Raw genomic sequence first — 24,982 nt, forward strand, 5'->3', positions numbered from 1 at the left:
ATTGCGTTGCCCGCCGCACGCCCCCACCTATAGACCATGACCCGCCCGCTCGCCGACTTCATCGACCGCGCCCAGCGCCTGTTCGTGCTCACCGGGGCCGGCTGCAGCACCGACTCGGGCATCCCGGACTACCGGGATGCCGAGGGCCAGTGGAAGCGCACCCCGCCGGTGACCTACCAGGCCTTCATGGGCGAGCTGGCGACCCGCCAGCGTTACTGGGCGCGCAGCCTGCTGGGCTGGCCGCGCTTCGGCCATGCCCGCCCGAACGGCACCCACGCCGCGCTGGCGGCGCTGGAAGCCCGCGGCCAGCTGGAAGTGCTGCTCACCCAGAACGTGGACCGGCTGCACCAGCGCGCCGGCAGCCGTGACGTTATCGACCTGCACGGCCGGCTGGACCAGGTGCGCTGCATGGGCTGCGAAGCCCGCACCCCGCGTGAGGATTTCCAGCAGGTGCTGCTGGCCCACAACCCCGGCTGGGACCAGCTCGACGCGGCGCTGGCCCCGGACGGCGACGCCGACCTGGACGGGGTGGACTTCAGTCCGTTCCAGGTGCCGGCATGCCCGCACTGCGGCGGCATCCTCAAGCCGGATGTGGTCTTCTTCGGCGAAAACGTCCCCCGCGAGCGGGTGGCCACCGTCCACGCGCACCTTGCCCGGGCCGACGCCGTGCTGGTGGTGGGCTCCTCGCTGATGGTCTATTCGGGCTTCCGCTTCGTCCAGGCCGCAGCGAACGCCGGGGTGCCGGTGGCCGCGCTCAATCTCGGCCGCACCCGTGCCGACGACCTGCTCAGCCTGAAGATCGAGCAGCCGTGCGCGGCCGCGCTGGCCTTCCTGCTGCCGTCGGCCAGCACCGCCTGAGCGCCGCCGCGAAACACTGATCCACCGATACGGTTGCCTTGCGCGCGCAGCAGGAGTGCAATAACGCCCGGTTTTCCCGTTTCCGCCAGAGTCCCCCACTTGAGCCAGCTCTTTTCTTCCGTTTCCTTTGGCCCGCTGTCGCTGGCCAACCGCATCGTCATCGCTCCGATGTGCCAGTACTCCTCCACCGATGGCCTGGCCAACGACTGGCACCAGATCCACCTGGGCCAGCTGTCGCAGTCCGGCGCCGGCCTGCTGATCCTGGAAGCCACCGCCGTGCTGCCCGAAGGCCGCATCAGCTGGGCCGACCTGGGCCTGTGGAACGATGACACCGAAGCGGCGCTCAAGAAGGTGATCGACGCGGTGAAGCGCTGGTCGCCCATGCCGATCGGCATCCAGCTGGGCCATGCCGGGCGCAAGGCATCCTCGGCCCGGCCGTGGGACGGCGGCGGCGCACTGCCGGCCACCGACCCGCGCGCCTGGACCACGCTGGCACCGTCGGCGATTCCGTTCCACCCCGCCGACCCGACCCCGCAGGCGCTCGACGCGGCCGGCATCGATGCGATCGTGGACGCCTTCGTGGCGGCCGCCCAGCGCGCCGAACGCATCGGCCTGGACCTGATCGAACTGCACGCCGCGCATGGCTACCTGCTGCACCAGTTCCTGTCGCCGCTGAGCAACAAGCGCGATGACGAATACGGTGGCTCGCTGCAGAACCGCATGCGCCTGCTGGTGCGCGTGTTCGACGCGGTGCGCGAAGCGGTCAGCGACCGTATCGCGGTGGGCGTGCGGATCTCGGCCAGCGACTGGGTGGCCGGCGGCTGGGATATCGAACAGACCACCACCCTGGCGCACGTGCTCGATGGCCGTGGCTGCCAGTTCCTGCATGTGTCCAGCGGCGGCAACGACCCGCGCCAGCAGATTCCGCTGTCGCCGGGCTACCAGGTGCCGTTCGCCGAGGCGATCAAGGCGCAGAAGCTGCGCATGCCGGTGATTGCGGTGGGCCTGATCACCGACCCGGCCCAGGCCGAGTCGATTCTGCGGCACAGCCATGCCGATGCCATCGCGCTGGCCCGCGGCATCCTCTACGACCCGCGCTGGCCGTGGCACGCCGCCGCCGCGCTGGGCGATTCGCTGGAACCGGCGCCGCAGTACCTGCGCTGCGAACCGCGCGAAGCCCGCGGCGTGTTCATCGCACCGCCGCGCTGACCCAAACCGCAGGCGGTGGCCCCGTGCCATCGCCTGTGTGCCGTCAGGCCACGTCCACCCGCCACTCGGCCGGCAGCCCCTCGACGATGTGCGTCATCAACGCGCGCACCTTCGGGGTCAGGTCGCGGCGGTCGCTGACACACAGGAACAGCCGCATCGGCTCGGGCAACGCCTGCGCATCGCCGGCTTCATTGCCTTCGAACAGGGCCTGCAGTTCCCCGCGTGCCAGGTAGGGCGCAGCCACGAATGCCGCCAGGCGGGTGATGCCGCCGCCGGCCAGCGCCATCGCGGCCAGTGCATCGATATCGTCGCTGACCAGCGCCGGACTCACTTCGGCATCGAAGCGCAGCCCGTCGCGCACGAAGCCCCAGCGCAGATGGCGGCCATCCTTGGGGTGCCGGAACAGCAGGCAGCGGTGCTCACGCAACGCCTCGGGCGTGCGCGGCACGCCGGTGCGCGCCAGGTACGAGGGCGCCGCACAGAACACGAACGGCACCTGCGCGATCGGCCGCGCCACCAGCCCTTCTTCCAGCTGCGGTTCGATGCGGATGCTCACGTCCACGTCTTCGCGCGCGTGGTCCACCGCGCGGTCGGCCAGCAGCAGTTCGATCGCCAGCCGCGGGTAACGCGCCTTCAGCGACGGCAGCAGCGGGGCCAGCTTGTGCCGCCCGAACGAGGTGCTGCAGGCGATCCGCAGCCGGCCCTCGGGGGTGGCGTCCAGGTCGGTCACTGCCGCCTGCGCGCGTTGCAGGTCGCGTTCGATGTAGCGCACCTGGGCCAGGTACAGCGCGCCACGCTCGGTCAGCGCCAGCTGGCGGGTGGTGCGGTTGAACAGGCGCACGCCCAGGTGCGCCTCCAGCCGGGCGATGTTCTGCCCGACCGCCGCCGCGCTGATGCCCAGCGTGCGCGCCGCCGCGGCCAGGCTGCCGGCGTCGGCGGTGCGGATGAAGCTGCGGATTGACTGGAGAATATTCATGGTGACCGCCATTCTCGCCTGTGATTGCAAAGTTTGTCTTTCTAAAGAGCCAACAGGGCCCGATCTACCGGCCGCCCCGGCCCGCTCCTAAGGTGTTTGTCCCCGCCAGCCCCGGGGCGGCGCCGCCCCCTCCGACGTGCGCAGCGCCCCGGGTCTGGCCGCCTTTGCCGGAGATGGACCATGAACCCTGCGCTCGCCCCCCTCGACACCGACCCCCAGGAAACCCAGGAATGGCGTGAAGCGCTGCAGGCGGTCACCCAGGTGGCCGGGCGGCCGCGTGCGCACTACCTGCTGGACCAGCTGAGCGACCAGGACGTGGCCCACCACGGCGACCTGCATGCGCGCGCCTGGACCGCCTACGTCAACAGCATCCCGGTGGAGCGCCAGCCGGCCTACCCGGGTGACCTGGCGATCGAGCGCCGGCTCAACGCGATGATCCGCTGGAACGCGATGGTGATGGTGCTGCGCGCCGGCAAGCACTCCAACGTGGGCGGCCACATCGCCACCTACCAGTCGGCCGCCGTGCTGTACGACGTGGGCTTCGACCACTTCTTCCGTGGCCGCACCGACACCTTCGACGGCGACATGATCTACATCCAGGGCCATTCGGCGCCGGGCATCTACGGCCGCGCGTTCGTCGAAGGCCGCATCGCGCCCGAGCGCATGGACAACTTCCGCCGCGAATCCGATCGCGACGGCCTGTCGTCCTACCCGCACCCGCGGCTGATGCCCGATTTCTGGCAGTTCCCCACCGTGTCGATGGGCCTGGGCCCGCTGACCGCCGCCTACCAGGCGCGCTACATGCGTTACCTGGAATACCGCGGCCTGAAGGAACATCAGGGCCGCAAGGTGTGGGCGTTCCTGGGCGATGGCGAAATGGACCAGCCTGAATCGCTGGCCGCCATTTCCGTGGCCGGGCGCGAGCGCCTGGACAACCTGGTGTTCGTGGTGAACTGCAACCTGCAGCGCCTGGACGGTCCGGTGCGCGGCAATGCCAAGGTCATCCAGGAACTGGAAGGCACCTTCCGTGCCGCCGGCTGGAACGTCATCAAGGTGATCTGGGGCGGCGGCTGGGACGCCCTGCTGGCCAGGGACCACAGCGGCCTGCTGCGCCAGCGCATGATGGAATGCGTGGACGGCGACTACCAGACCTTCAAGTCGCAGAGCGGCGCGTACGTGCGCGAGCACTTCTTCGGCACCTCGCCGGAACTGCTCGCGCTGGTCGCGGACATGAGCGATGACGACATCTGGGCGCTGGCCCGTGGCGGCCACGACCCGCAGAAGGTGTATGCCGCCTACGCGCAGGCGGTGGCCGGCAACGGCCGCCCGAGCGTGATCCTGGCCAAGACGGTCAAGGGCTTCGGCATGGGCGAGGCCGGCGAAGGGCAGAACATCAACCACCAGCTCAAGAAGATGAGCCTGGATGCGGTGCGCGCCTTCCGCGACCGCTTCGATCTGCCGGTGAGCGACGCAGAGCTGGAGGACATGCCCTACCTGCGCCCCGCGCCGGGCAGCGCGGAAGAGCGCTACTTCGCGCAGCGTCGCCAGGCCCAGGGCGGCCAGCTGCCGGCACGCGTCACCCACGTCGCGCCGCTGCCGGTGCCGCCGCTGTCGGCCTTTGCCACCCAGCTGCAGGGCAGTGGCGAGCGCGGCCAGTCCACCACGATGGGCTTCGTGCGCATCCTCGGCACGCTGCTCAAGGACCCGGCACTGGGCAAGCTGGTCATTCCGATCGTGCCCGACGAGTCGCGCACGTTCGGCATGGAAGGCCTGTTCCGCCAGATCGGCATCCACTCCTACCTGGGCCAGCTCTACACCCCGCAGGACGCCGGCCAGCTGAGCTATTACAAGGAAGCCAAGGACGGCCAGATCCTGCAGGAAGGCATCAACGAATCCGGCGCGATCTGTTCGTGGATCGCCGCCGGCACCGCCTACAGCAACCACGGCCTGGCCACGATTCCGTTCTACATCTTCTATTCGATGTTCGGCCTGCAGCGCGTGGGCGACCTGGCCTGGGCGGCGGCCGATGCCCGCACCCGCGGCTTCCTGCTGGGCGCCACCTCCGGCCGCACCACGCTGATGGGCGAGGGCCTGCAGCACGACGATGGCCACAGCCACGTGCTGTCCTCGGTGATTCCCAGCTGCATCTCCTATGACCCCACCTACAACTTCGAACTGGCGGTGATCATCCAGGACGGTCTGCGCCGCATGTATGTGGACCAGGAAGACATCTACTACTACATCACCGTACTCAACGAGAACTACCCGCACCCGGCCATGCCGGAAGGTGCCGAGGAGGGCATCCTCAAGGGCATGTACCTGCTGCACCCGGCCGCGACCGACAGCGACCCCGGCTTGCGCGTGCAGCTGATGGGCAGCGGGGCGATCCTGCGCGAAGTGGAAGCGGCCGCCGCGCTGCTGCAGCAGGACTTCGGCATCGCCAGCGATGTCTGGAGCGCCACCAGCCTGACCGAACTGCGCCGCGACGGCCTGGCCGCCGAGCGCTGGAACCTGCTGCACCCGGCCGCCGAGCCGCGCGTGCCCTACGTGCAGCAGCGTCTGGCCGCACATGCCGGGCCGCTGGTGGTGGCCACCGATTACATGAAGATCGTGGCCGACCAGATTCGGCCGTTCGTCGATGGCCGCCGCTTCACCGCGCTTGGCACCGACGGCTTCGGCCGCTCGGACACGCGCGAGTCACTGCGTACGTTCTTTGAAGTGGACCGCCACTTCATCGTGCTGGCGGCGTTGAAGGCACTGGCCGATGACGGACGTATCGCGCGCAGCCAGCTGCAGGTGGCGATCGAAAAATACGGCATCCACGTGGACAAGGTGGATCCGGCGGCGGTGTAGGGAAGACGCCAGCCCGGCCGATTCATCATAAGGAAACTATTACTTCAGATAGGAATCGAGGGATTCTCCCTATCTCGTGACGGGAAGCAGGGTCTGGACGAAAGTGATTGGCTAGCTTGGCGTTGCCGCACGGGGTGCGGCAACTCCAACTCTCAAAGGACTCGGTCATGAAGCTACGTCCAGGCGTGATGTCATTCGTCGTCTTTGCTGCCTCGTTGGGCACACTCCCGTCCTCCGCCCATGGGCTGCAGGATGTTCCCACTATCGATTCTCAGGCTGAAACGCTGGCGATCGCGCAGAAAAATGCACCCATCAACAGCGCTGTACGGTTGCAGGAGCATCTACAGAGTCTCTCGCCGGACTCACCACTGCGGTACTTCTCTGTACCGGCGCGTCAGCGCTTCGTTGCGTCACTTCGCTTCAATGAGGCCGGAGTGACCACGCTTCGATACCAAGACATCGTTGAGGAACTGAGCTACAGCGAAGCGTATCGCGTGCTCGCTCTCTTCGGCGTGACCAGGGTACTTGCAACGCTGCCGCCCCTGCGTAGCGAAACCCTCGATGATGAAAGAATCCGCACCCTCAAGGGTCCCCCCTTTCATGATGATCACTACAACTATGCATGCACAGGGCCCCACACCTGCTCCAGGTCAAGCCAGGATATCTGCATGACAGGGTGCTGATTCAATGCACGCTGCTCTACAAATGTCGCTTCTCTCCATTGTGGCCATGTTGGCCGCAGTCGTATCTGCGGAGAGTCTGCATGAGAAGCTGGAAGCAGAAGAGATCGCGTTGATGGGCGTGTCGGCACAGCAACGAATGGAAGCGCTGTCCGATACGTACCTTGCATCGATTGATACGGCCAGCCTGTCCGGAGAATGCCAGAGCATCAGACGCGATTCGGCTGAGGACATCTTTGATGCGACGGCACTGGTTGCCATTTATCGCAGAGATGATGAGTGGGTAGACCGCACGGTGTGCGTGTACAGGGCGCTTAATCGAAGTGGCTTGGCCGCTCGGCGACATCACAGGCTGCTGCATGGCCTGCTCGTATCGGTTCACAGGTTTGGCGATGCAAATGATCTTCAACGCAGGTACGCGATCGATGTTCCAATCTTGCCGACGTTGCCCGACTCAAACGGAGCAGGACTGGGGGTCATCAAGATGACTGGGGTGGATGAATTTCAAGCGCTCTCACTCCCTATCAATGGACCCACCGGCGTGCAGGTCGTCGCGATCGTCCATCCATACTGCGGTTTCTCGACGCGGGCACTTGACGCACTTCTGAACGATCCTGAGCATGCATGGTTGCGTCCGCACCTCCAGCTTGTGGTTGCCCGGGAATCGGTGTGGCCGGAGGCCGCTATCCGTGAATGGTCTACCCAACACCCTGAGTACCCCATGCACGTGCAAGACATGGGCTCCGGTTGGGCGTCTCTGGAAACGCTGGAGACGCCCATATTTCATCTGCTACGTGATGGCGAACTGATCATCAGCACCAAGGGCTGGAGCGGAGACGGCAAAGCGCTGGAGCCGCTGCGGAGAGAGCTCCAGCGATCCGATTGAGGCAAGGCGCTGCCAGGATCCGCAGGAGTACAGCTTGGTTGCATCTGAGAGCATCGTCCCCGCACCGGCGGTGCTCGCTTAAACTGGCCGGATGCGCCCTGATTCCATCCTTACCCTGTCATGCCCGGACCGTACCGGGATCGTCTACCGCGTGTCCGGCCTGCTGTTCGAGCGGGGCTGCAACATCCTGGACGCCCAGCAGTTCGGCGACGAAGAGAGCGGCCGGTTCTTCCTGCGCGTGCATTTCGATCGCGCTGCCAGCCAGGCGCTGGCCGATATCGAAACGCGCATGGGTACGCTGGCGGACGAGTTCCAGATGGACTGGCAACTGCACGATGCGCGCCGCCGCGCGCGGCTGCTGGTGCTGGTGAGCAAGCAGGGGCATTGCCTGAACGACCTGCTGTTCCGTGCGCACAGCCGCCAGCTGCAGGTGGATATCGCGGCGGTGGCGTCCAACCACGAGGACTTCGCCGCGCTGGCGGGTTCGTACGGGGTGCCGTTCCACCACCTGCCGGTCAACGCCGACAACCGCGCCGTGCAGGAGCAGCAGATCATCGACCTGGTCGAGCGCGAGCAGATCGACCTGGTGGTGCTGGCGCGCTACATGCAGATCCTGTCGCCGCGCCTGTGCAAGGCATTGGCGGGCCGCGCGATCAACATCCACCACAGCTTCCTGCCCAGCTTCAAGGGTGCGCAGCCGTACCACCAGGCGCACGCGCGCGGGGTCAAAATCATTGGCGCCACCGCGCACTACGTCACCGAAGACCTGGACGAAGGCCCGATCATCGAACAGGACGTGGCCCGCGTGGACCACGCCATGACCCCGCGCGACCTGGTGCGGCTGGGCAGTGATACCGAATCGCAGGTGCTGGCGCGCGCCGTGCGCCGGCACGTGGAGCACCGCATCCTGCGCAACGGGCATCGCACGGTGGTGTTCCGCTGACCGGTAGGTACCCGCCGTTGGTGGGTACGACGCCGTGGGTACCGACCGTTGGTCGGTACGCTTTTCCGGCCGGCCCCCGGAGGTCGCCCGTCAGACAACCGCGATCTTCGCCTTGGCCAACGCCTCGCGCACCATGCCGTCATTGGCCTCGGTCACCGGCCGGGTCAGGTCCCACAGGAACTTCACCCGGAACCCGGATTTGACCGCGTCCTGTGCGCTCCACAGCACGCAGTAGTCGCGTGCCAGCCCGCACACGTGCACTTCGCGGATGCCGCGCTCGTGCAGCCAACCGGCCAGGCCGGTGGCCGGGCGGGTGCCATCGGGGCCGTGGTTTTCGCGGAAGGCGCTGTAGGAGTCCACCTGCTGCCGGGTGCCCTTGCGCAGGATCAGGTCGGCCACGGTCCAGTCCACGCCCGGGTGCAGCGCTGCGCCGGCGCTGCCCTGCACGCAGTGGTCCGGCCACAGGGTCTGCGGCTGCGCATGCAGCAGGATCGCTTCGAACGGCAGGTGCCCCGGGTGCTGGCTGGCGAAGGAGGCATGGTCGGCCGGGTGCCAGTCCTGGGTAGCCACCACCGTCCGATAGCCGCGCTGCGCGAGCAAGGCGGCCATCGGGGCCACCAGCGCGTCGCCCTGTTCGCAGGCCAGCGCGCCACCGGGCATGAAGTCCGGCTGCAGGTCGATCACCAGCAGGGCCACATCGGCGGGTAGGGCGGCGGTCATGGCAGGTCCAACACAACGGAAGCGGGGCAACCAGCGTGGCGGCCCCGCGTGCCAACGTCAATCGCCTTTGGGCGCGTCGTTGTCCTGGCCGTAATACAACAGGCCGATCTTGATGCGCTCGCGGCCGGTTTCGCGGCGGTGGCGGTTGGCATCGCGCAGCGAGTACACGCAGCCGCAGTACTCCTGCTGGTAGAACTGCTCGCGCTTGCTGATCTCCACCATGCGCGCGGCACCGCCGCCCTTGCGCCAGTTGTAATCCCAATACTGGATGCCGGGGTAATGCGCGGCGGCGCGGTGGCCGCAGTCGTTGATCTGGTTCATGTCCTTCCAGCGCGAGATGCCCAGCGAACTGCTGATTACCGGAAAGCCATGTTCGTGCGCATACAGCGCGGTCCGCACGAAGCGCATGTCAAAGCACATCGTGCAGCGGATGCCACGCTCGGGCTCGGCTTCCATGCCGCGGGCGCGTGCGAACCAGTTGTCGGTGTCGTAGTCGGCATCGACGAACGGCACGCCGTGCTTCTCGGCGAAGCGGATGTTCTCCTGCTTGCGCAGGTCGTATTCCCTGGCCGGGTGGATGTTGGGGTTGTAGAAGAAGATCGTGTAGTCGATGCCGGAGGCGGTGATCGCCTCCATCACTTCGCCCGAGCACGGCGCGCAGCACGAATGCAGCAGCAGCCGGGTATGGCCGTCGGGCAGGGACAGGGTGGGGCGGTCGATCGGGGTAACAGTGGGCGTGGTCATGTACGTCTCGTCGACCGCACCGCCGGCAACGGCGGCGGTGCGGTCCTTGGGGCATCCTTACAGGGTGGGTCAGGCGGCGTTGGCGTCGGCGGTTTCCTCGCGCAGTTGGCGCGCGGCGGCCACCAGTGCTTCCAGCGCGGCGCGGGTTTCCTTCCAGCCGCGGGTCTTCAGGCCGCAGTCGGGGTTGACCCAGATCTGCTCCGGCCGGAGGACTTCGGCGGCCTTGCGCAGCAGCGCCAGCATCTCTTCCTTGTCGGGCACGCGCGGGGAGTGGATGTCATACACGCCCGGGCCGATCTCGTTGGGATACTGGAAGCGCACGAACGCGTCCAGCAGCTCCATGCGCGAGCGCGAGGTCTCGATCGAGATCACGTCGGCGTCCATGGCTGCCACCGAGTGGATGATGTCGTTGAACTCGGAGTAGCACATGTGGGTGTGGATCTGGGTGGCATCGCGCACACCGCTGGCACTGATCCGGAACGCTTCCACCGCCCAGTCCAGGTACTCGCGCCACTGCGCGCGGCGCAGCGGCAGGCCTTCGCGGATGGCGGGCTCGTCGATCTGGATCACGCCGATGCCGGCCGCTTCCAGGTCCAGCACCTCGTCGCGCAGGGCCAGCGCGATCTGCCGGCAGGTGTCCGCGCGCGACTGGTCATCGCGCACGAACGACCACTGCAGCACCGTCACCGGGCCGGTCAGCATGCCCTTCATCGGGCGGTCGGTCAGCGATTGCGCGTACTGCGACCAGCGCACCGTCATCGGCCGTGGGCGGGTCACGTCGCCGAAGATCACCGGCGGCTTCACGCAGCGCGAGCCGTAGCTCTGCACCCAGCCATTCTTGGTGAACGCGAAGCCGTCGAGCTGCTCGCCGAAGTACTCCACCATGTCGTTGCGTTCGAACTCGCCGTGCACCAGCACGTCCAGCCCGATCTGCTCCTGCACGCGCACGCAGTGCTCGGTCTGGGTGGCCAGGAACGCATCGTAGTCGGCGTCGGACAGCTTGCCGGACTTGTTGCTGGCGCGGGCCTCGCGTACTTCCAGGGTCTGCGGGAAGGAACCGATCGTGGTGGTGGGGAAACGTGGCAGCTGCAGCGCGCCGGCCTGGGCCAGGTGCCGCTGCGGGTACGGGCTGTGGCGCTGCGCGTCGGCGGCGGTCAGGGCGGCCAGGCGCGCGGCCACCTCGGCCTTGTGCACGCGCGGCGAGCGCCGGCGCGATTCGATGCACGCGCGCGAGTGCGCCAGGGCATCCTCGGCGCGGGCCGGGGTGTCGATGGCATCGGCCAGCACGCGCAGCTCCTGCAGCTTCTGCTTGGAGAACGCCAGCCAGCTGTGCAGTTCCTCATCCAGCTTCTTTTCCAGGTCCAGGTCGACCGGGCTGTGCAGCAGCGAACACGACGGGGCCAGCCACAGCAGGTCGCCGCCCACGTGGCCGTGCGCGTAGCGGGCCAGCACCAGCGCGTTGTCCAGGTGGGTGCGCCAGATGTTGCGGCCGTTGACCAGGCCGGCCGACAGCACGCGGCCCGGCGGCAGCGCCTTGATCACCGCGTCCAGCTGCTCGGGCGCGCGCACCAGGTCCACGTGCAGGCCATCCACCGGCAGCGAGGCGGCCAGCGGCAGGTTGTCGTCCAGCGCGCCGAAGTAGGTGGCCACCAGCACCTTCGGCCGCGCCGCCGCGGCCAGCACCGCGTAGGCATGGGTGAACGCGGCGCGGGTGGCCTCGTCCAGGTCCTGCACCAGTGCCGGCTCATCCAGCTGCACCCACTGCGCGCCGGCCTCCTTCAGCTGGCCCAGCAGCTGCACGTACACCGGCAGCAGGGCGTCGAGCAGGTCCAGCGCATGGCTGCCGTCGGTGGTCTTGGACAGCAGCAGGAACGTCACCGGGCCGAGCAGCACCGGACGGGTCTCGATGCCCAGCGCCTTGGCCTGGCGGTATTCGGCCAGCGGCTTGTCGCCGCGCAGCGCGAAGCCCTGGCCGGCCTGCAGTTCGGGCACCAGGTAGTGGTAGTTGGTGTCGAACCACTTGGTCATTTCCAGCGCATGCAGGTCATAGCCGTCGCGCTGCACGCCCCGGGCCATGGCGAAATAGCCGGCCAGCGGCTCGGCGTCGGCCAGGGCGCGGTAGCGCGCGGGGATCGCGTCGAACAGGAAAGCCGCGTCGAGCACCTGATCGTAGAAGCTGAAGTCGTTGCTCGGCGGCACATCGACGCCGGCCTCGCGCTGCAGCTGCCAATGGCGCTCGCGCAGGCCGCTGGCGGTGTCCTGCAGCGACGCAGCGCTGCTTTCGCCGGACCAGAACGCTTCCAGCGCACGCTTGAGTTCGCGCTTGGCGCCGATGCGGGGAAACCCCAGGTTGGTAACAGTGGTCATGGAACGTGTCCTCATTGCAGTAGCGGCATTGAGGAACGAAGGAACCGCGCGCCGTGCACGACATGGCTGCCGTGTCCGCCCCGCCAGCGACCTTCGCCCCCGCGGGCGAACCGGATGTCGTGGAGCGGACGCACGGGGGCAGCGCCACGCGGGCGGCATGGCGGCAGGCCCCGGCAACCTCCCCGCGGACGTTCCAGGTCGAATCAGGGGACGGTCGTGTCCCCCGGCCGGGGCCGGTATTCGGGCTGATGGACACGGGCGCGAACGCCCACCTAGTACCTGCCGCTTCCCAGGCAAATGCCCAGTGCTGTTGGCAGGATTCGTTTCCATTCACCGCTGCGGGGCAGCTCCGGAATGGGCGCACGAGGCGCCTTCACCGGATTCCCGTTTAAACCCATCCCTTCATCTGCATGAAGAGATGGATACCTTCGGCCCGCACAAGGTAGGCCGAAGGCGGGCGGTGGTCAAGGGGCGTCGCGCCAACGAACGAGGTCATGGACGATGCAACGCACGTGACAGCAATGTCCGTCGCGCCGGGTGCCGGGTGCGGGAGGCCATCCACGCGTTTGCGGGAAGCAAGGGGTAGGGGAATGGCGGCCGCTCAGGCCGCGTGGTGGTATGGCTCGATGCGCGCCAGGACGTCGGCCAGTTCGTCCCTGGCCTTGGCCACGTCGTGGGCCATCTGCAGGTTGAGCCAGAAGGCCTCGCTGGTGCCGAAGAAGCGCGCCAGTCGCAACGCCGTGTCGGCGGTGATGCTGCGCCTGCCCGCGATGATCTCGCCGATACGCGTCTGCTTCACGTCGATGGACTTGGCCAAGCGGTAGGCGGTCATCCCGAAAGGGGTGAGGAACTCCTCCTGCAGGATTTCACCGGGGTGCGGGTAGGGAATCGAACGCATGTAGGCAGCCCCTCAGTGATAGTCGCAAAACTCTACGTCTGCAGGACCTGCATCGGTCCATGTGACGCACAATCGGTACTGGTCGTTGACGCGGATGCTGTGCTGACCCGCACGATTGGCGCGCAGTGGTTCCAGGCGGTTGGCCGGTGGAATGCGCAGGTCTTCCAGCCGGACGGCCGCATCCAGCATGGCGAGCTTCCGTATCGCAACCCGCTGGATATCCTGGAACCTTCGGATGCGCCTACCCATGAACAAACTCTTGGTAGTAATGCATCGGAACGACACGATGGACATGACAGCTTCCTGTAATGACGATGCTACCGCGTGACGGTAGTATCGTCAAACGGGACCAATCCGGCCCGCTGATGCACAGGGCAGTCGATCAGCGGGCCTCGCCTGTGATGCTCGCTGAATTTCGCGCAGGCGAAAGCGGACGCGGTCACGCCCGCGAGACGGTGGTCATCGATTCGATGTGTCGGTCAACCGCGCATCATCGGCCCGGCTGCGGATCGCGGCCAACGTATCGTCCTGCAGCAGCTGGCCGTTCTCCCAGACCGTGACCATCGCATCCTCGTAGCCCGGCGGCAGCCCGGCCGCCGTCAGCGATTCCGCGTCGGCCGGCACCGACACCGTGCGGAACTGGCCGTACTCGCGATGGCGCAGCAGGCGCATGCGGCCGCGCTTGCTCTGCTTGCCGCTGTCGGTCACCGGGTCCTTGTAGACGTCGATCCACTTCCCGTCCACGCGCGCGGCCGAGCACTTCAGCGCGAACTTCTGGGTGTCGCGGTCCAGCCGCTGCAGCAGTGCACCGCCCATGCCGAAGGCGACGTTGTCGGCGGCGTAGCCGGCGTCGGTGATACTGGCCAGGATCTGGCCGATGCTGGTCGGGTTGACCCCGTCGCCCTGGATCACGCGCACGTGGTTGAGCACCTTGTAGCCCTTGCCGTTGACCACGTGCCCGAACGCATCGTCGAGCAGCTGCAGGCACTGCAGCACCACCGCCACCGGGTCGCCCGAGTCCGGGCGGATCACCACGGTGGCGCCCGATGCGATCACCTGTTCGCGCAGGGTGGTGCCCCAGTGCCGGGTGATCGCGTGGAAGATGTCGTAGCTGTCCGACACCACCGCCACCAGTGCGCCCGGGCTGGCGAAGCGGGCGAGCATGTTGCGGTAGGCCTCCACTTCGTTGTCGCGGCCCCAGCTGGTGATGGTGCTGTGTTCGGCGGCCGGGATCGAATAACCGGCCATGGCCTCGTGGTAGAAGGCACGGGCATACAGCAGGGCCGAGACGGTATCGGTGCCGAGGAAGTTGACCAGGTGCGCCGCGCCACCGATGGCGGCCGATTCCAGGCTCGACACGCCACGGCTGCCGAAGTCGTGCAGCTTGAACGGCAACTGGCCTTCCGGGTCGTCGCTGGTGCGCTCCAGGTACTGGCGAATCGTCTGCTTGGCGTGCCAACTGGTGGTGGCCACCGTGACCGGGTACCACACGCGCAGCAGCATCGTTTCAAGATACGACGGCACCCAGAACGCCTGCGGGTCGGTCGATTCGATCGTCATCAACGCGTTGTGCACCGGCACCACGGTGCCTTCGGGCACGGCGCGGATGCGGATCGGCAGCAGGCCGCCGTGCGTATCGACGATGTAGCGCCAGCCGGCCTCGTTGAAGGGCTCGCCGTGGGCGGCGAAGAGATCGCGCGCCACGTCGATATCGGCGTGGGTGATCGGCTTGGCCAGATAGTCCTTCAGCAGCGCCTGCAGGCCGAAGAACAGCGTGCGGTCGTAGTGGCCACCGCGCGACTCCACGTAGAAGAAGGTGGCGTCGGTGCCCGGCGGATACTGCAGCCAGTGGCTGGCCTTGTAGCTGTCGGTGTTGAGGAGAAGATTGTCGAGGTAATGCATGACGGGAAGCTCCTTCGCGTCGGGTGACACTGGCGGTCTATCCGCCGGCGGGAAAAGCCGGGATCAGCCCCGGCCCAGGAAGAACTCCAGGATGTGCAGGTGGTCTTCGTACAGCTTGGGCCCCATGTCCAGTGCTTCGCTGACCGGGATCCAGCGCGCCTTGTCGGCATCGTCGCCGCCGCGCACGGCCGGCAGTTCGCCGGCGGGGAAATCAAAGTGGAAGGCGTGGGTGATGGTGCGGCCGCGCTGGCTGCGTTCGGGGTGGTCGAACACATGCTGGCCCTTGAGCGAGCCCTTGAGCACCGGCGCCGGGATCTTCAACCGGGTTTCCTCGCGCAGTTCGCGCAGGCAGCTGTCGAGCAGGCCCTGCTGCTGGCCGACGAAGCCACCGGGCAACGCCCACAGGCCCTTGCCGGGTTCGGCACGGCGACGCACCAGCAGCACGTGGCCCGAATGCACCACCACCGCGTCGGTGGTGACGAACGTGGGCGCATACGGTGCGTCTTTCCAGGCGGCCTTGTACTGCTCGATGAACTGGTACTCGGCCACCAGCTGGGCGTAGGCCGGGCCGCTCTTGCGGAACGCTTCGAGCATGGCATACACCGGCGCCGGCACATTCCCGCGCAGCATCAGCAGCGCACCGTGGAAATCCACGCTGCCAGCTTCAAACAGATAGCGGCGCAGTTCGGTGGCCGACAACGTCTCGGTGTGTTGCACATCCACCAGCGGCCACTGCGGGAATTCGCGCAGGTAGTAGCTGGAATCGTCCTTGTCCATCCCGACCAGGCCGATCTTCGCTTCGCCCGCATGCCCATCGGCGCGTACCGCCTCGGCCACCGTGCGTTGCACGCCGGCGATCCACTGCGCTTCGTTGTACAGGTGGTCCTTGAGCGGACGGATCAGCAAGCGCTCGCCCGCACCTTCAAGCGCGGCCTGGATCATCACGGCACGTTCGGCCACGGTCCAGGGGTTACGGAGGCTGCGGGGGGTATCGGCAGAGCCGACCAGGAAGATCAGCTTCTTGGCCCGGCTCAGTGCGAGGCGGGCAACGGCCGCATGGCCGTTATGGAAGGGCTCGAAACGCCCGATGAACACCAGATAGTCATATTCCATGAGAATCCCCCATGTCGTTGCAGGTGCCGCGGGTCTATCCCTTGGCTGGTGCCAATGCTACTCCTCTGTCCTGCGCCGTCAACATTCGCGCGTGCCGTCGAGCACGGCCATCACCTGCGCCACGCGCTGCTGCAGCGAGCCGACCAGCACGGTGCACGGCATGGCGTGTGCGTCCAATGCCTGTAGATACGCGCGGTGCTGCGCGTGCCGGAAGGCGTCATCGCGCCGGGTGCCATCCTGTACGAACGGGAAATCCGGCGCGCACAGGAACAGGTGGGTATAGCGCCGTTGCGCCAACGCATGCAGCGCCGGTTCGGCGCGTTCGAACATGGACAGACAGTACAGCAGCGTGGTCAGCGGCGTGGTGTCGCAGACCAGCCAGCGGTGGGCCTGTTCGGCCAGCGTGTCTTCGCGCGCTACCTGCACCTGGGCGATGTGCAGCAGGTCGTCGTAGTCGAGCGCGCCGCCGCGTGCCACCCAATGCTCACGTCCGAACTCGGCCGCCCAGACGGTCCGCAGCTGCGCGGCCAGTGCGGCGGCGAGCGTGGTCTTGCCGCTGGACTCGCCGCCGAGCAGGCCAATGCGACCGACGAAGCCTGCGTACACGAGCGGATCGAGAAAGCCGCGCAGCGCGTGCGGGTCGCGCCGCACCGCCGTGCCCGACACCGGCACCGTGCTGCGGGCCGGGTCCAGGCACACGTGCGCCACCGGCCAGTGCATGCCGGCCTGCGCACTGAAATGGCGCTGCAGTGCGGCCGCGAATCCATCGCCGTAGGCTTCGCTGGTGAACACCGCGTCCACCCGGCGCTGCCACAGCGTGCTGCACACCCAGGCCACGAACGCACGCTGCGTGGCATCGTCATCGCTGTTGTCCGGCAGCGGCCGCAACGGCACGCCCAGGCGCGCGCAGCAGGCTGCCAGCCGTGCTTGGTCGAGCACCAGCCGTGTGACATTCGGGTACAGCGCCTGCAGCCACGCCTCACGCCGGTGGGCCTCACAGCCGGGCAGTTCCGGCTGGCTCCAGCTGAGCAGCAGCACGCTGTCGCAGCGGCTCAGCGCGTGGTCGATCAGGGCCTGGTGGCCCCGGTGCAGCGGGCTGAACTTGCCCACCACCAACCCGGTGGCGAAACGCTCACCCATGCGCGGCATCGGCCGCCGCGGTGGCGCCGCTCTGTTCGCGCATCAACCGCCGCCAATGCCGCAGCGAAACCAGCGCGTTGATCCAGAACACCGCGTACAACACGGCAGTGAGGTGCAACCCGCGGCTGGCGTAAAGCGGAATGGCGATGCTGTTGACCAGCAGCCAGAACCACCACGAATCCAGCTTGCGGCGCATCATCAGCAGCTGCGCCACCACGCTCAGCACCAGCACCGCCGAATCCAGGAACGGCGCGTAGGCGTCGGTCCAGGTATGCAGCAGCAGGCCGTAGCCAATGCTGGCCAGCACCGCGGCCGGCAGCATCCAGCCCAGCGTGCGCAGCTGTACCCGGCTGATCGGCAGTGCATGCCCGTGGTCGCCGCGCAGCCACTGCCACCAGCCGATCACGCTGGTGAGCACGAACACGCCCTGCAGCACGACATCGGCATAGAGGCGGGCCTCGTAGAACACCAGGCCGAACAAGGTGCAGCCGATGATGCCCGTCCACCACGTATGCACGCTGTTGCGTCCGGCCAGCAGGATCGAGGCGGCCACGGTGAGGTTGGCGGCAATTTCCAGTGCGCTGGTCATGCGGCTGCGCTGGTGGGCGGGGAACGCAGGGTAGGCGTCAGCATCGGGTTGCTCAGGGGCGGCGGTGACAAGCCGCCCAGTTTACCCGCCGCCCGCAGTGCATCCGCCGCGGCGCTGGCTGCGTACCTGCTGGTGACCCCCACGTGGAGCCGGGCATGCGCCGATCCCTCTTACCGTCCTTGGTGCTGCTGCTGTGCCCGGTATTGCCGGCGGCGGCCCAGCAGGTGCTGCGCCAGGAAGGGCGGGCCTATGCGCCGGCCGATGGCCGCCTGCTGTACCGCGAAACCCACTGGCTGCAGGGGCCGCCCACGGCGCGCTCCCGGCTGGTGCTGTACCGCTGCGCCGACGGTCGCGCGTTCGCGCGCAAGTGGATGACCCCGCAGGGCAGCCCGCAGACCCCCGATTTCGCCTTCGAGGATGCCCGCAACGGCTACCAGGAAGGCCTGCAGGGCAGCGCCACGGCGCGGACCGTGTACGTGCGTGAAGACGCGCGCGCCGACCGGGTCAGCCGCGCCATCGCGATCCCGCCCGATGCGGTGGTCGATGCCGGCTTCGATGCCGCCGTGCTGGGCCACTGGGACACCCTGCAGGCCGGCCGCCCGGTGGCGTTCCAGTTCCTGCTGCCCAGCCGCCAGCGGCTGGTGCCGTTGAAACTGCAGCGCAGCGGCGCTGTCACCTGGCAGGGCCAGCCGGCCGAGCAGCTGCAGATGCGGCTGGATGCCTGGTTCGGCTTCGCGGTCCCGGCGGTGACCCTGGTGTATGCGCGCAACAGCCCGCGCCTGCTGCAGTTCAGCGGCACCGGCAACGTGCGCGACGCACACGGCCGCTACCCGCAGGTACGCGTCGAATTCCCCGCGGCGCCGGTGGCGGCGAGCGCCGCCGAGCTGTCCGCGGCACGGCAGCAGCCGCTGGTGGCCACATGCGCCGGATGAGGACCCCCTTGCGCCCTGCGCGCGCAGCGACGACGATGCGGGCTGTCTCCCTGCCGACGTTGAGCCTGCGATGCCTGAGCTGGAGCTTGCCGATACGGGTGCCGCACGGCGCCTCGACGACCTGCTGGTCCGGGTTGCCAGCGGCGATCGCCAGGCGTTCGAATCGGTGTATCAGCTCGCCTCCGGGCGCCTGTTTGCGATCTGCCTGCATGTGCTGCGCGACCGCAGCGACGCCGAAGAGGTGTTGCAGGATGTCTTCACCAGTGTCTGGCACAAGGCGGCGCAGTTCGACCGCGCCAAGGCGGCGGCCATGACCTGGCTGTCGATGATGGCGCGCAACCGCGCGATCGACCGCCTGCGCGCCGCGCCGCCGCGTCCGCTGGACGACCTGTCGGTGGCCGATGAAATCCCCGATTTCGCCCCGCAACCGGGCCAGGTGGCCGAACAGGCCTCCGACCGGCAGCGCCTGGACGACTGCCTGGACACCCTGGAACCCCGCCGCCGTTCGCTGATCCGGCTGGCGTTCCTGGACGGGGCCAGCTATGAGGAACTGGCGCGCCGGATCGGCTCGCCCCTGGGCTCGGTGAAAAGCTGGATCCGCCGCGGCCTGGGCCAACTGCGGGTGTGCCTGGAACGATGAACATCCGCGACCTCCATGACCTGCATGACGACGGGCAACCGCCCAGCGCCGACATCCTGGCCGGGGAATACGTGCTGGGCGTGCTTGATGCCGCCCAGCGCAGCGAGGCCGAGCAGCGCATCGCCACCGACCCCGGCTTTGCCCGGCTGGTGAGCCAGTGGGAAAACCGCCTGGCGCCCATGCTCGACGCGCTGGGCAGTGAAGCGGTGCCCGCGCACGTGTGGCCGCGCATCCGTACCGCGCTGGGCTGGCCGGCGGTGGGTGCCCGCGCGCCGCGCGCCTGGCAGCGCACCGGGTTCTGGCAGGGCATGACCGCCTTGGCTGCCGTGGTGGCACTGGTGGCGGTGTTCAGCCGCGGCCAGCTGGAACCGGTGGCCCCGGTTGCCCCCCCGGTGGCGGTCACCCCGACACCGCCGCCCACCCCGTCCGAACCCGAGCAGGCGACCAAGCCGGTCACCCCGCTGCTGCACGACGACGGCACCCCAGGCTGGTTGGCCTCGGTGGACAAGGCCCAGGGCAAGGTGCTGATGGTGCCGGTGCCGGCCGCCGCCGATGCGGCCGGGCGCGCCCCGGAGCTGTGGCTGATCCCGGCCGGCGGCACGCCGCGTTCGCTGGGCCTGGTGTCCATCAACCGCGCCCATACGGTGACCGTGCCGGACGCGCTGCGTGATGCGCTGGTGAACGGTTCGGTGCTGGCCATCACGCTGGAACCGTCCAGCGGCGCGCCGCAGGGCATCCCGACCGGCCCGATCATCGCCAAGGGCGACATCGCCACCCTGTAACGCGCTTTTTTTTGTTCTTCTTCCATCCAAGAGAAGGCGCAGATTGGATCGGCTGCGTCCTCGATCGGGGCGGTCGCGAGCGTGAGGGCCCCGTAGCAGCCGGTAGGCCCCTGGCGCAAATGTCCCCCGGCCGCGTGGCGGCCTCCTCCTTTACTTTGCCCAGGAGCCCACCGGCTGCCACGGGGCTCGGCTTGCGGTAGAAGGGGAAACCAGGCTTTTCTGGCGCTGTCGGTGGGTCGGGCGCTGGGCCCCGATGCCCTTGGAGGCGAAGTAAAGGGGGAGGGGGCGGCCGCAGGCCGACGCCGGAGGACATTCGCCGGAAAGGGCATCGGGGCCCAGCGCCCGACCCACCGACGGCCGCGCCTGAAAAGCGTCAAGGCACGTTTCTGCCTGCTCCGCAGATGGGCGAAGAACCTTTTTTTCCGGATCCGTGCATCCGGATGGCCCTGGCTCCCGTATCTCCTGACAAGCACGCCAGGAGAGACGCGACATGTCGGCCGGACCCGCCACTGCAGCACCCCGCACGGCCCGCCGTGGCCTGATGGCCACCGTGCGGCGCTGGTTCGATACCAGTGCCGAGACGGCGGTGGCCGAGGACGTGGCGCAGCGCGTGGACTGGCTGCGCGCGATCCCGTTCGCGGCGATGCACCTGGCCTGCCTGGCGGTGATCTGGGTGGGGGTGTCGTGGGTGGCGGTCGGCGTTGCGGTGGCGTTGTACGCCGTGCGGATGTTCGCCATCACCGCCTTCTACCACCGCTACTTCTCGCACCGCACCTTCCGCACCTCGCGCGCGGTGCAGTTCGTGTTCGCGGTGATCGGCGCGGCCAGCGTGCAGCGTGGCCCGCTGTGGTGGGCCGCCCACCACCGCACCCACCACCGCCATACCGACACCGCGGCCGATCCGCACTCGCCCGGCGTACATGGCTTCTGGTGGAGCCACATGGGCTGGTTCCTCACCACCGACGGCTTCCGCACCCGATGGGACCGCATCCCCGACCTGGCCAAGTACCCGGAACTGCGCTGGCTGGACCGCTTCGACACGCTGGTGCCGATCGCACTGGCCGCCGCCCTGTTCGGCCTGGGCGCGCTGCTCGAACACCTCGCGCCGTCCTGGGGCACCACCGGCGGGCAGATGCTGGTGTGGGGCTTCTTCATCTCCACCGTAGTGCTGTTCCACGCCACGGTCACCATCAATTCGCTCGCGCACCGTTTCGGCCGCCAGCGGTTCGCCACCGGTGACGACAGCCGCAACAACCTGTGGCTGGCGCTGCTCACCTTCGGCGAAGGCTGGCACAACAACCACCACTTCTTCCCGGGCACCGCGCGCCAGGGCTTCTACTGGTGGGAGATCGATGTGACCTGGTATGGCCTGCGGCTGATGGCGGCGCTGGGCCTGGTGCGCGACCTCAAACCGGTGCCGGCCTGGGTGCTGGCCAAGGCGGAGCACTGACATGCGTATCGCCGTGATCGGATCGGGCATCGCCGGCCTGGCCAGCGCCTGGTGGCTGGGCCAGCAGCACGAGGTGACGCTGTTCGAGGCCAACGACTACCTGGGCGGCCACACCCACACCCACCAGGTGCAGGTGGACGGCGCCAGCCACGCGGTGGACACCGGCTTCATCGTGTTCAACCCGCTGCACTACCCGCTGCTCACCGCGCTGTTCGACGAACTCAACGTCGCCTCCCAGCCCACCACCATGAGCTTCTCGGTGCACAGCGAGCGCAGTGGGCTGGAGTACAACGCCACCTCGCTGGATGGGCTGTTCTGCCAGCGCCGCAACCTGGTCTCACCGCGCTTCTGGGGCATGCTCGGCGACCTGCGCCGGTTCTACCGCGAGGCGCCGGCGTTGCTGCACGGCGACGATGCGGGGCCTTCACTGGGGGACTACCTGCGCGCCGGCCACTATGGGCGCACCTTCATCGACGAGCACCTGCTGCCCATGGCATCGGCGCTGTGGTCCTCGCCCACCGCCAGCCTGGAGGCCTTCCCGGCGCGCTACCTGGTGCAGTTCATGGCCAACCACCAGATGCTCCAGGTGAGTGGTCGCGCACCGTGGCGGGTGGTGCAGGGCGGCTCGGCGCGCTACATCGACGCGATGCGGCGGCGTTGGCACGTTCGCGAACGGCTGGATTGCCGCGTGTTCGGCGTGGAGCGCCACGAGCATGGGGTACGCGTGCACAGCGCAGCCGGGCTGGAAGGCTTCGACCAGCTGGTGCTGGCCTGCCACAGCGACCAGGCCCTGGCACTGCTGTCCGATGCCGACCGGAGCGAGCGCAGCGTGCTCGGCGCGATCCGCTACCAGCCCAACGAGGTGGTGCTGCATACCGACGCGCGCCTGCTGCCACGCAACCGCAAGGCCTGGGCCGCCTGGAACGCACATGTACCGGCCAGCCCGCTGGCGCCGTGCACGGTCAGCTACCTGATGAACCAGCTGCAGGGCATCGATACGCCCACGCCGCTGGTGGTCACCTTGAACCGCACCGCGGCCATCGATCCGGCCAAGGTGCTGCGCACGCTGCACTACGCGCACCCGGTGCATGACCACGCGATGGTGGCGGCGCAGCAGCGCTGGGCCGAGATCCAGGGCCAGCGCCGCACCTGGTTTGCTGGCGCGTACTGGGGCTGGGGCTTCCACGAAGACGGCATCCGCAGTGCACGGCGCGTGGTCGACGCGTTGCAGGCGCTGGACGCCGAGTCGTACTGGCCGCTGGCCCAGGTGCAACCGGCATGAGCGCCAGCGCCCTCTACCGTGGCCGCATGCGCCACCGCCGCCACGCCCCGCATCCGCATGCGTTCGGCTACCCGGTGGCGCAGCTGCTGCTGGACCTGGACGAGATCGACACGCTGTTCGCGCGGCGCTGGCTGTGGTCGGTAGGCCGCCGCAACCTGGCCGAATTCCGCCGCAGCGACTACCTCGGTGATCCGCAGCAGCCGCTGGCCGATGCGGTACGCGCGCGCATCACCGCCGCGCTGGGACGCGCACCGCACGGCCCGATCCGCCTGCTTACCCACCTGCGCTACGCCGGCCACGTATTCAACCCGGTCAGCTTCTACTACTGCTACGCAGAAGACGGCCACACGCTGGACTGCATCGTGGCCGAGATCACCAACACCCCGTGGAAAGAGCGGCACGCCTACGTGCTGCCGGTGACCGCCGCCGATGCCAGCGGCCGCGCGCTGGCCTGGGAATTCGACAAGCAGTTCCATGTGTCGCCCTTCATGGCCATGGACTGCCACTACCGCTGGCGCTTCACCGCGCCCGGTGACGACCTGCACGTGCACATGCAGGTGTGGCGCGCTGGCGTGCGCCAGTTCGACGCCGACCTGATGCTGCACCGCCACCCGATCACCGCGCGCAGCCTGGCCGGCGTGCTGCTGCGCTTTCCGCTGATGACCGTGCAGGTGGTGGCCGCCATCCACTGGCAGGCCCTGCGCCTGTGGCTCAAGCGCACCCCCGTCCACGACCACCCTTCGCTTGCAGGAAAACGCCCATGAACGACATGACCCGCCCGGTTGCGCTGCCGATGCCCACGGCCCTGGAGCGCTTCCTGCGCGAGCGCCTGCTGGCCCAGCTCGCCCCGCTGAGCGGCGGCTGCCTGCAGCTGCGCGATGCCGCCGGCGATGTACTGCTGGGCGATCCGGCGGCCCGCCTGCGCGTCACCGTGTGGGTGGATGACCCTGCGTTCTACCGTGCGGTAGCCGCGCAGGGCAGCGTGGGCGCGGGCGAGTCGTACATCCGCGGCGACTGGCGCTGCAGCGACCTGGTGGCGCTGGTGCAGCTGCTGGTACGCAACCGCGACCTGCTCGATGGCATGGAGCGCGGCGTGGCGCGCATCGGCGGCTGGCTGCTGAAGGGCTGGAACCGGCTGCGCCGCAACACCCGCGAAGGCAGCCGCCGCAACATCGCCGCGCATTACGACCTGGGTAATCCATTCTTCTCGCTGTTCCTGTCGCCCGACCTGATGTACTCCTCGGCGCTGTACGCCAGCCCGGCCGACTCGCTGGAAGACGCCTCGCGGCGCAAGCTGGCACGCATCTGCGCGCAGCTGCAGCTGCAACCGGGCGACCACGTGATGGAAATCGGCACCGGCTGGGGGGGATTTGCGGTGTACGCGGCCGGCGAGATCGGCTGCCACGTCACCACCACCACCATCTCGGTGGAGCAGTACACCCTGGCCAAGGCGCGCGTGGAAGCAGCCGGCCTGCAGGACAAGGTTACGCTGCTGCTCAAGGACTACCGCGACCTGGACGGCCAGTACGACAAGCTGGTCTCCATCGAGATGATCGAGGCCATCGGTGCGCAGTACCTGGACACCTACTTCGACACGCTCACCCGCCTGCTCAAGCCCGATGGCCTGGCGCTGCTGCAGGCCATCACCATCGAAGACCAGCGCTACGAACAGGCGCGGCGCAGCGTGGATTACATCAAGCGCTTCGTGTTTCCCGGCAGCTTCATTCCCTCGATCAACGCGATCATGGCGGCCAAGACCCGCAGCAGCGACCTGCAGCTGATCGGCCAGCATGATTTCGGCACGTCCTATGCGCTCACCCTGCGCGCCTGGCGGCAGCGCTTCCTGGCGCAGCTGCCGGCGGTGCGTGCGCAGGGCTTCGACGAACGCTTCATCCGTCTGTGGGAGTTCTACCTGGCCTACTGCGAAGGCGGCTTCCTGGAACGTTCCATCGGCGTGTCGCACCTGCTGATGGCGCGCCCCGGCTACCGGCCTGCCGCGCCTGGCGAAGGCGGCTGAG

General features: G+C 68.1%; 23 protein-coding genes and 1 riboswitch. Of the genes, 13 read left to right on the forward strand and 10 right to left on the reverse strand.

The annotated features are described in order from the left end of the window. The first annotated feature begins 36 nt into the window (after nucleotides 1-36). Both ABIA71_RS04100 and ABIA71_RS04105 read left to right on the forward strand, forming a co-directional pair. Nucleotides 37-858: an NAD-dependent protein deacetylase gene (locus tag ABIA71_RS04100; RefSeq protein ID WP_354283339.1), complete on the forward strand. Its 822-nt coding sequence runs from the start codon at nucleotides 37-39 to the stop codon at nucleotides 856-858. Between the two features lie 99 nt (nucleotides 859-957). Then, entirely contained in the window at nucleotides 958-2,067 is a 1,110-nt protein-coding gene (locus tag ABIA71_RS04105) for an NADH:flavin oxidoreductase/NADH oxidase (RefSeq protein WP_128095501.1), read from the forward strand. A 43-nt stretch (nucleotides 2,068-2,110) separates the two neighbouring features. Here ABIA71_RS04105 and ABIA71_RS04110 read toward each other — a convergent pair whose 3' ends face one another. Beyond that, nucleotides 2,111-3,043, reverse strand: a complete 933-nt coding sequence (locus ABIA71_RS04110; RefSeq protein WP_181393875.1) for a LysR family transcriptional regulator — start codon at nucleotides 3,041-3,043, stop codon at nucleotides 2,111-2,113. Between the two features lie 180 nt (nucleotides 3,044-3,223). Between ABIA71_RS04110 and aceE the strand changes: the two genes are divergently transcribed. The 4 genes from aceE (at nucleotide 3,224) to purU (ending at nucleotide 8,405) form a co-directional block, all read left to right on the forward strand. Next, a complete protein-coding gene (aceE, locus tag ABIA71_RS04115; RefSeq protein WP_354283341.1) occupies nucleotides 3,224-5,896 on the forward strand; it encodes a pyruvate dehydrogenase (acetyl-transferring), homodimeric type in 2,673 nt (890 codons plus the stop codon). Between the two features lie 167 nt (nucleotides 5,897-6,063). Then, nucleotides 6,064-6,579 (forward strand): hypothetical protein, encoded by a 516-nt coding sequence (locus tag ABIA71_RS04120; RefSeq protein ID WP_354283343.1) that lies wholly within the window; start codon nucleotides 6,064-6,066, stop codon nucleotides 6,577-6,579. A 22-nt stretch (nucleotides 6,580-6,601) separates the two neighbouring features. After that, a complete protein-coding gene (locus ABIA71_RS04125) occupies nucleotides 6,602-7,462 on the forward strand; it encodes a hypothetical protein (protein ID WP_354283345.1) in 861 nt (286 codons plus the stop codon). 91 nt (nucleotides 7,463-7,553) lie between these two features. Then, nucleotides 7,554-8,405 (forward strand): formyltetrahydrofolate deformylase, encoded by an 852-nt coding sequence (purU, locus tag ABIA71_RS04130; RefSeq protein WP_354283347.1) that lies wholly within the window; start codon nucleotides 7,554-7,556, stop codon nucleotides 8,403-8,405. A gap of 90 nt (nucleotides 8,406-8,495) precedes the next feature. On the opposite strand, the gene pncA is transcribed toward purU, so the two are convergent. The 9 genes from pncA to pnuC all read right to left on the reverse strand — a co-directional run bounded on the left by pncA (nucleotide 8,496) and on the right by pnuC (nucleotide 17,878). Beyond that, nucleotides 8,496-9,125, reverse strand: a complete 630-nt coding sequence (pncA, locus tag ABIA71_RS04135; protein WP_354283349.1) for a bifunctional nicotinamidase/pyrazinamidase — start codon at nucleotides 9,123-9,125, stop codon at nucleotides 8,496-8,498. Nucleotides 9,126-9,182: 57 nt separating this feature from the next. Continuing rightward, nucleotides 9,183-9,869 carry an epoxyqueuosine reductase QueH gene (locus ABIA71_RS04140; protein ID WP_354283351.1) on the reverse strand — a complete coding sequence of 229 codons (687 nt, stop codon included), beginning with the start codon at nucleotides 9,867-9,869 and terminating at the stop codon, nucleotides 9,183-9,185. Nucleotides 9,870-9,938: 69 nt separating this feature from the next. Further along, nucleotides 9,939-12,236 carry a 5-methyltetrahydropteroyltriglutamate--homocysteine S-methyltransferase gene (gene metE, locus ABIA71_RS04145; RefSeq protein ID WP_354283353.1) on the reverse strand — a complete coding sequence of 766 codons (2,298 nt, stop codon included), beginning with the start codon at nucleotides 12,234-12,236 and terminating at the stop codon, nucleotides 9,939-9,941. Nucleotides 12,237-12,450: 214 nt separating this feature from the next. Further along, nucleotides 12,451-12,682, reverse strand: a riboswitch (cobalamin riboswitch). A 155-nt stretch (nucleotides 12,683-12,837) separates the two neighbouring features. Then, nucleotides 12,838-13,134, reverse strand: coding sequence for a HigA family addiction module antitoxin (locus tag ABIA71_RS04150; RefSeq protein WP_354283355.1), 297 nt, complete (start codon nucleotides 13,132-13,134; stop codon nucleotides 12,838-12,840). Between the two features lie 12 nt (nucleotides 13,135-13,146). Then, on the reverse strand, nucleotides 13,147-13,428 hold the full coding sequence (locus ABIA71_RS04155) for a type II toxin-antitoxin system RelE/ParE family toxin (protein ID WP_354283357.1): 282 nt from the start codon (nucleotides 13,426-13,428) through the stop codon (nucleotides 13,147-13,149). A 165-nt stretch (nucleotides 13,429-13,593) separates the two neighbouring features. Beyond that, nucleotides 13,594-15,036 (reverse strand): nicotinate phosphoribosyltransferase, encoded by a 1,443-nt coding sequence (locus ABIA71_RS04160; RefSeq protein ID WP_354283359.1) that lies wholly within the window; start codon nucleotides 15,034-15,036, stop codon nucleotides 13,594-13,596. Nucleotides 15,037-15,099: 63 nt separating this feature from the next. Next, nucleotides 15,100-16,155, reverse strand: coding sequence for a bifunctional nicotinamide-nucleotide adenylyltransferase/Nudix hydroxylase (locus tag ABIA71_RS04165; protein WP_354283444.1), 1,056 nt, complete (start codon nucleotides 16,153-16,155; stop codon nucleotides 15,100-15,102). Nucleotides 16,156-16,227: 72 nt separating this feature from the next. Further along, on the reverse strand, nucleotides 16,228-17,289 hold the full coding sequence (locus ABIA71_RS04170) for an AAA family ATPase (protein ID WP_354283361.1): 1,062 nt from the start codon (nucleotides 17,287-17,289) through the stop codon (nucleotides 16,228-16,230). Further along, on the reverse strand, nucleotides 17,282-17,878 hold the full coding sequence (gene pnuC, locus ABIA71_RS04175; protein ID WP_354283363.1) for a nicotinamide riboside transporter PnuC: 597 nt from the start codon (nucleotides 17,876-17,878) through the stop codon (nucleotides 17,282-17,284). The genes ABIA71_RS04170 and pnuC overlap by 8 nt, the downstream gene beginning before the upstream one ends. 155 nt (nucleotides 17,879-18,033) lie before the next feature. Between pnuC and ABIA71_RS04180 the strand changes: the two genes are divergently transcribed. The 7 genes from ABIA71_RS04180 (at nucleotide 18,034) to ABIA71_RS04210 (ending at nucleotide 24,981) form a co-directional block, all read left to right on the forward strand. Beyond that, nucleotides 18,034-18,810, forward strand: coding sequence for a hypothetical protein (locus tag ABIA71_RS04180; RefSeq protein WP_354283365.1), 777 nt, complete (start codon nucleotides 18,034-18,036; stop codon nucleotides 18,808-18,810). A 70-nt stretch (nucleotides 18,811-18,880) separates the two neighbouring features. Beyond that, entirely contained in the window at nucleotides 18,881-19,450 is a 570-nt protein-coding gene (locus tag ABIA71_RS04185) for a sigma-70 family RNA polymerase sigma factor (protein ID WP_128095515.1), read from the forward strand. Then, nucleotides 19,447-20,232 carry an anti-sigma factor gene (locus tag ABIA71_RS04190; RefSeq protein ID WP_354283367.1) on the forward strand — a complete coding sequence of 262 codons (786 nt, stop codon included), beginning with the start codon at nucleotides 19,447-19,449 and terminating at the stop codon, nucleotides 20,230-20,232. The genes ABIA71_RS04185 and ABIA71_RS04190 overlap by 4 nt, the downstream gene beginning before the upstream one ends. Before the next feature lie 490 nt (nucleotides 20,233-20,722). After that, nucleotides 20,723-21,682: an acyl-CoA desaturase gene (locus ABIA71_RS04195; RefSeq protein WP_354283369.1), complete on the forward strand. Its 960-nt coding sequence runs from the start codon at nucleotides 20,723-20,725 to the stop codon at nucleotides 21,680-21,682. Between the two features lies 1 nt (nucleotide 21,683). Next, on the forward strand, nucleotides 21,684-22,964 hold the full coding sequence (locus ABIA71_RS04200) for an NAD(P)/FAD-dependent oxidoreductase (RefSeq protein ID WP_354283371.1): 1,281 nt from the start codon (nucleotides 21,684-21,686) through the stop codon (nucleotides 22,962-22,964). Then, the gene (locus ABIA71_RS04205; protein ID WP_354283373.1) at nucleotides 22,961-23,728 is read left to right on the forward strand and encodes a DUF1365 domain-containing protein; all 768 of its coding nucleotides are present in this window, start codon (nucleotides 22,961-22,963) and stop codon (nucleotides 23,726-23,728) included. Before ABIA71_RS04200 ends, ABIA71_RS04205 begins: the two co-directional genes overlap by 4 nt. Further along, nucleotides 23,725-24,981, forward strand: coding sequence for a class I SAM-dependent methyltransferase (locus ABIA71_RS04210; protein WP_354283375.1), 1,257 nt, complete (start codon nucleotides 23,725-23,727; stop codon nucleotides 24,979-24,981). Before ABIA71_RS04205 ends, ABIA71_RS04210 begins: the two co-directional genes overlap by 4 nt. Nucleotide 24,982: the final 1 nt, after the last annotated feature.

Origin of the sequence: Stenotrophomonas sp. 2619 (assembly GCF_040548725.1) — a bacterium.
Taxonomy (GTDB): domain Bacteria; phylum Pseudomonadota; class Gammaproteobacteria; order Xanthomonadales; family Xanthomonadaceae; genus Stenotrophomonas; species Stenotrophomonas maltophilia_AP.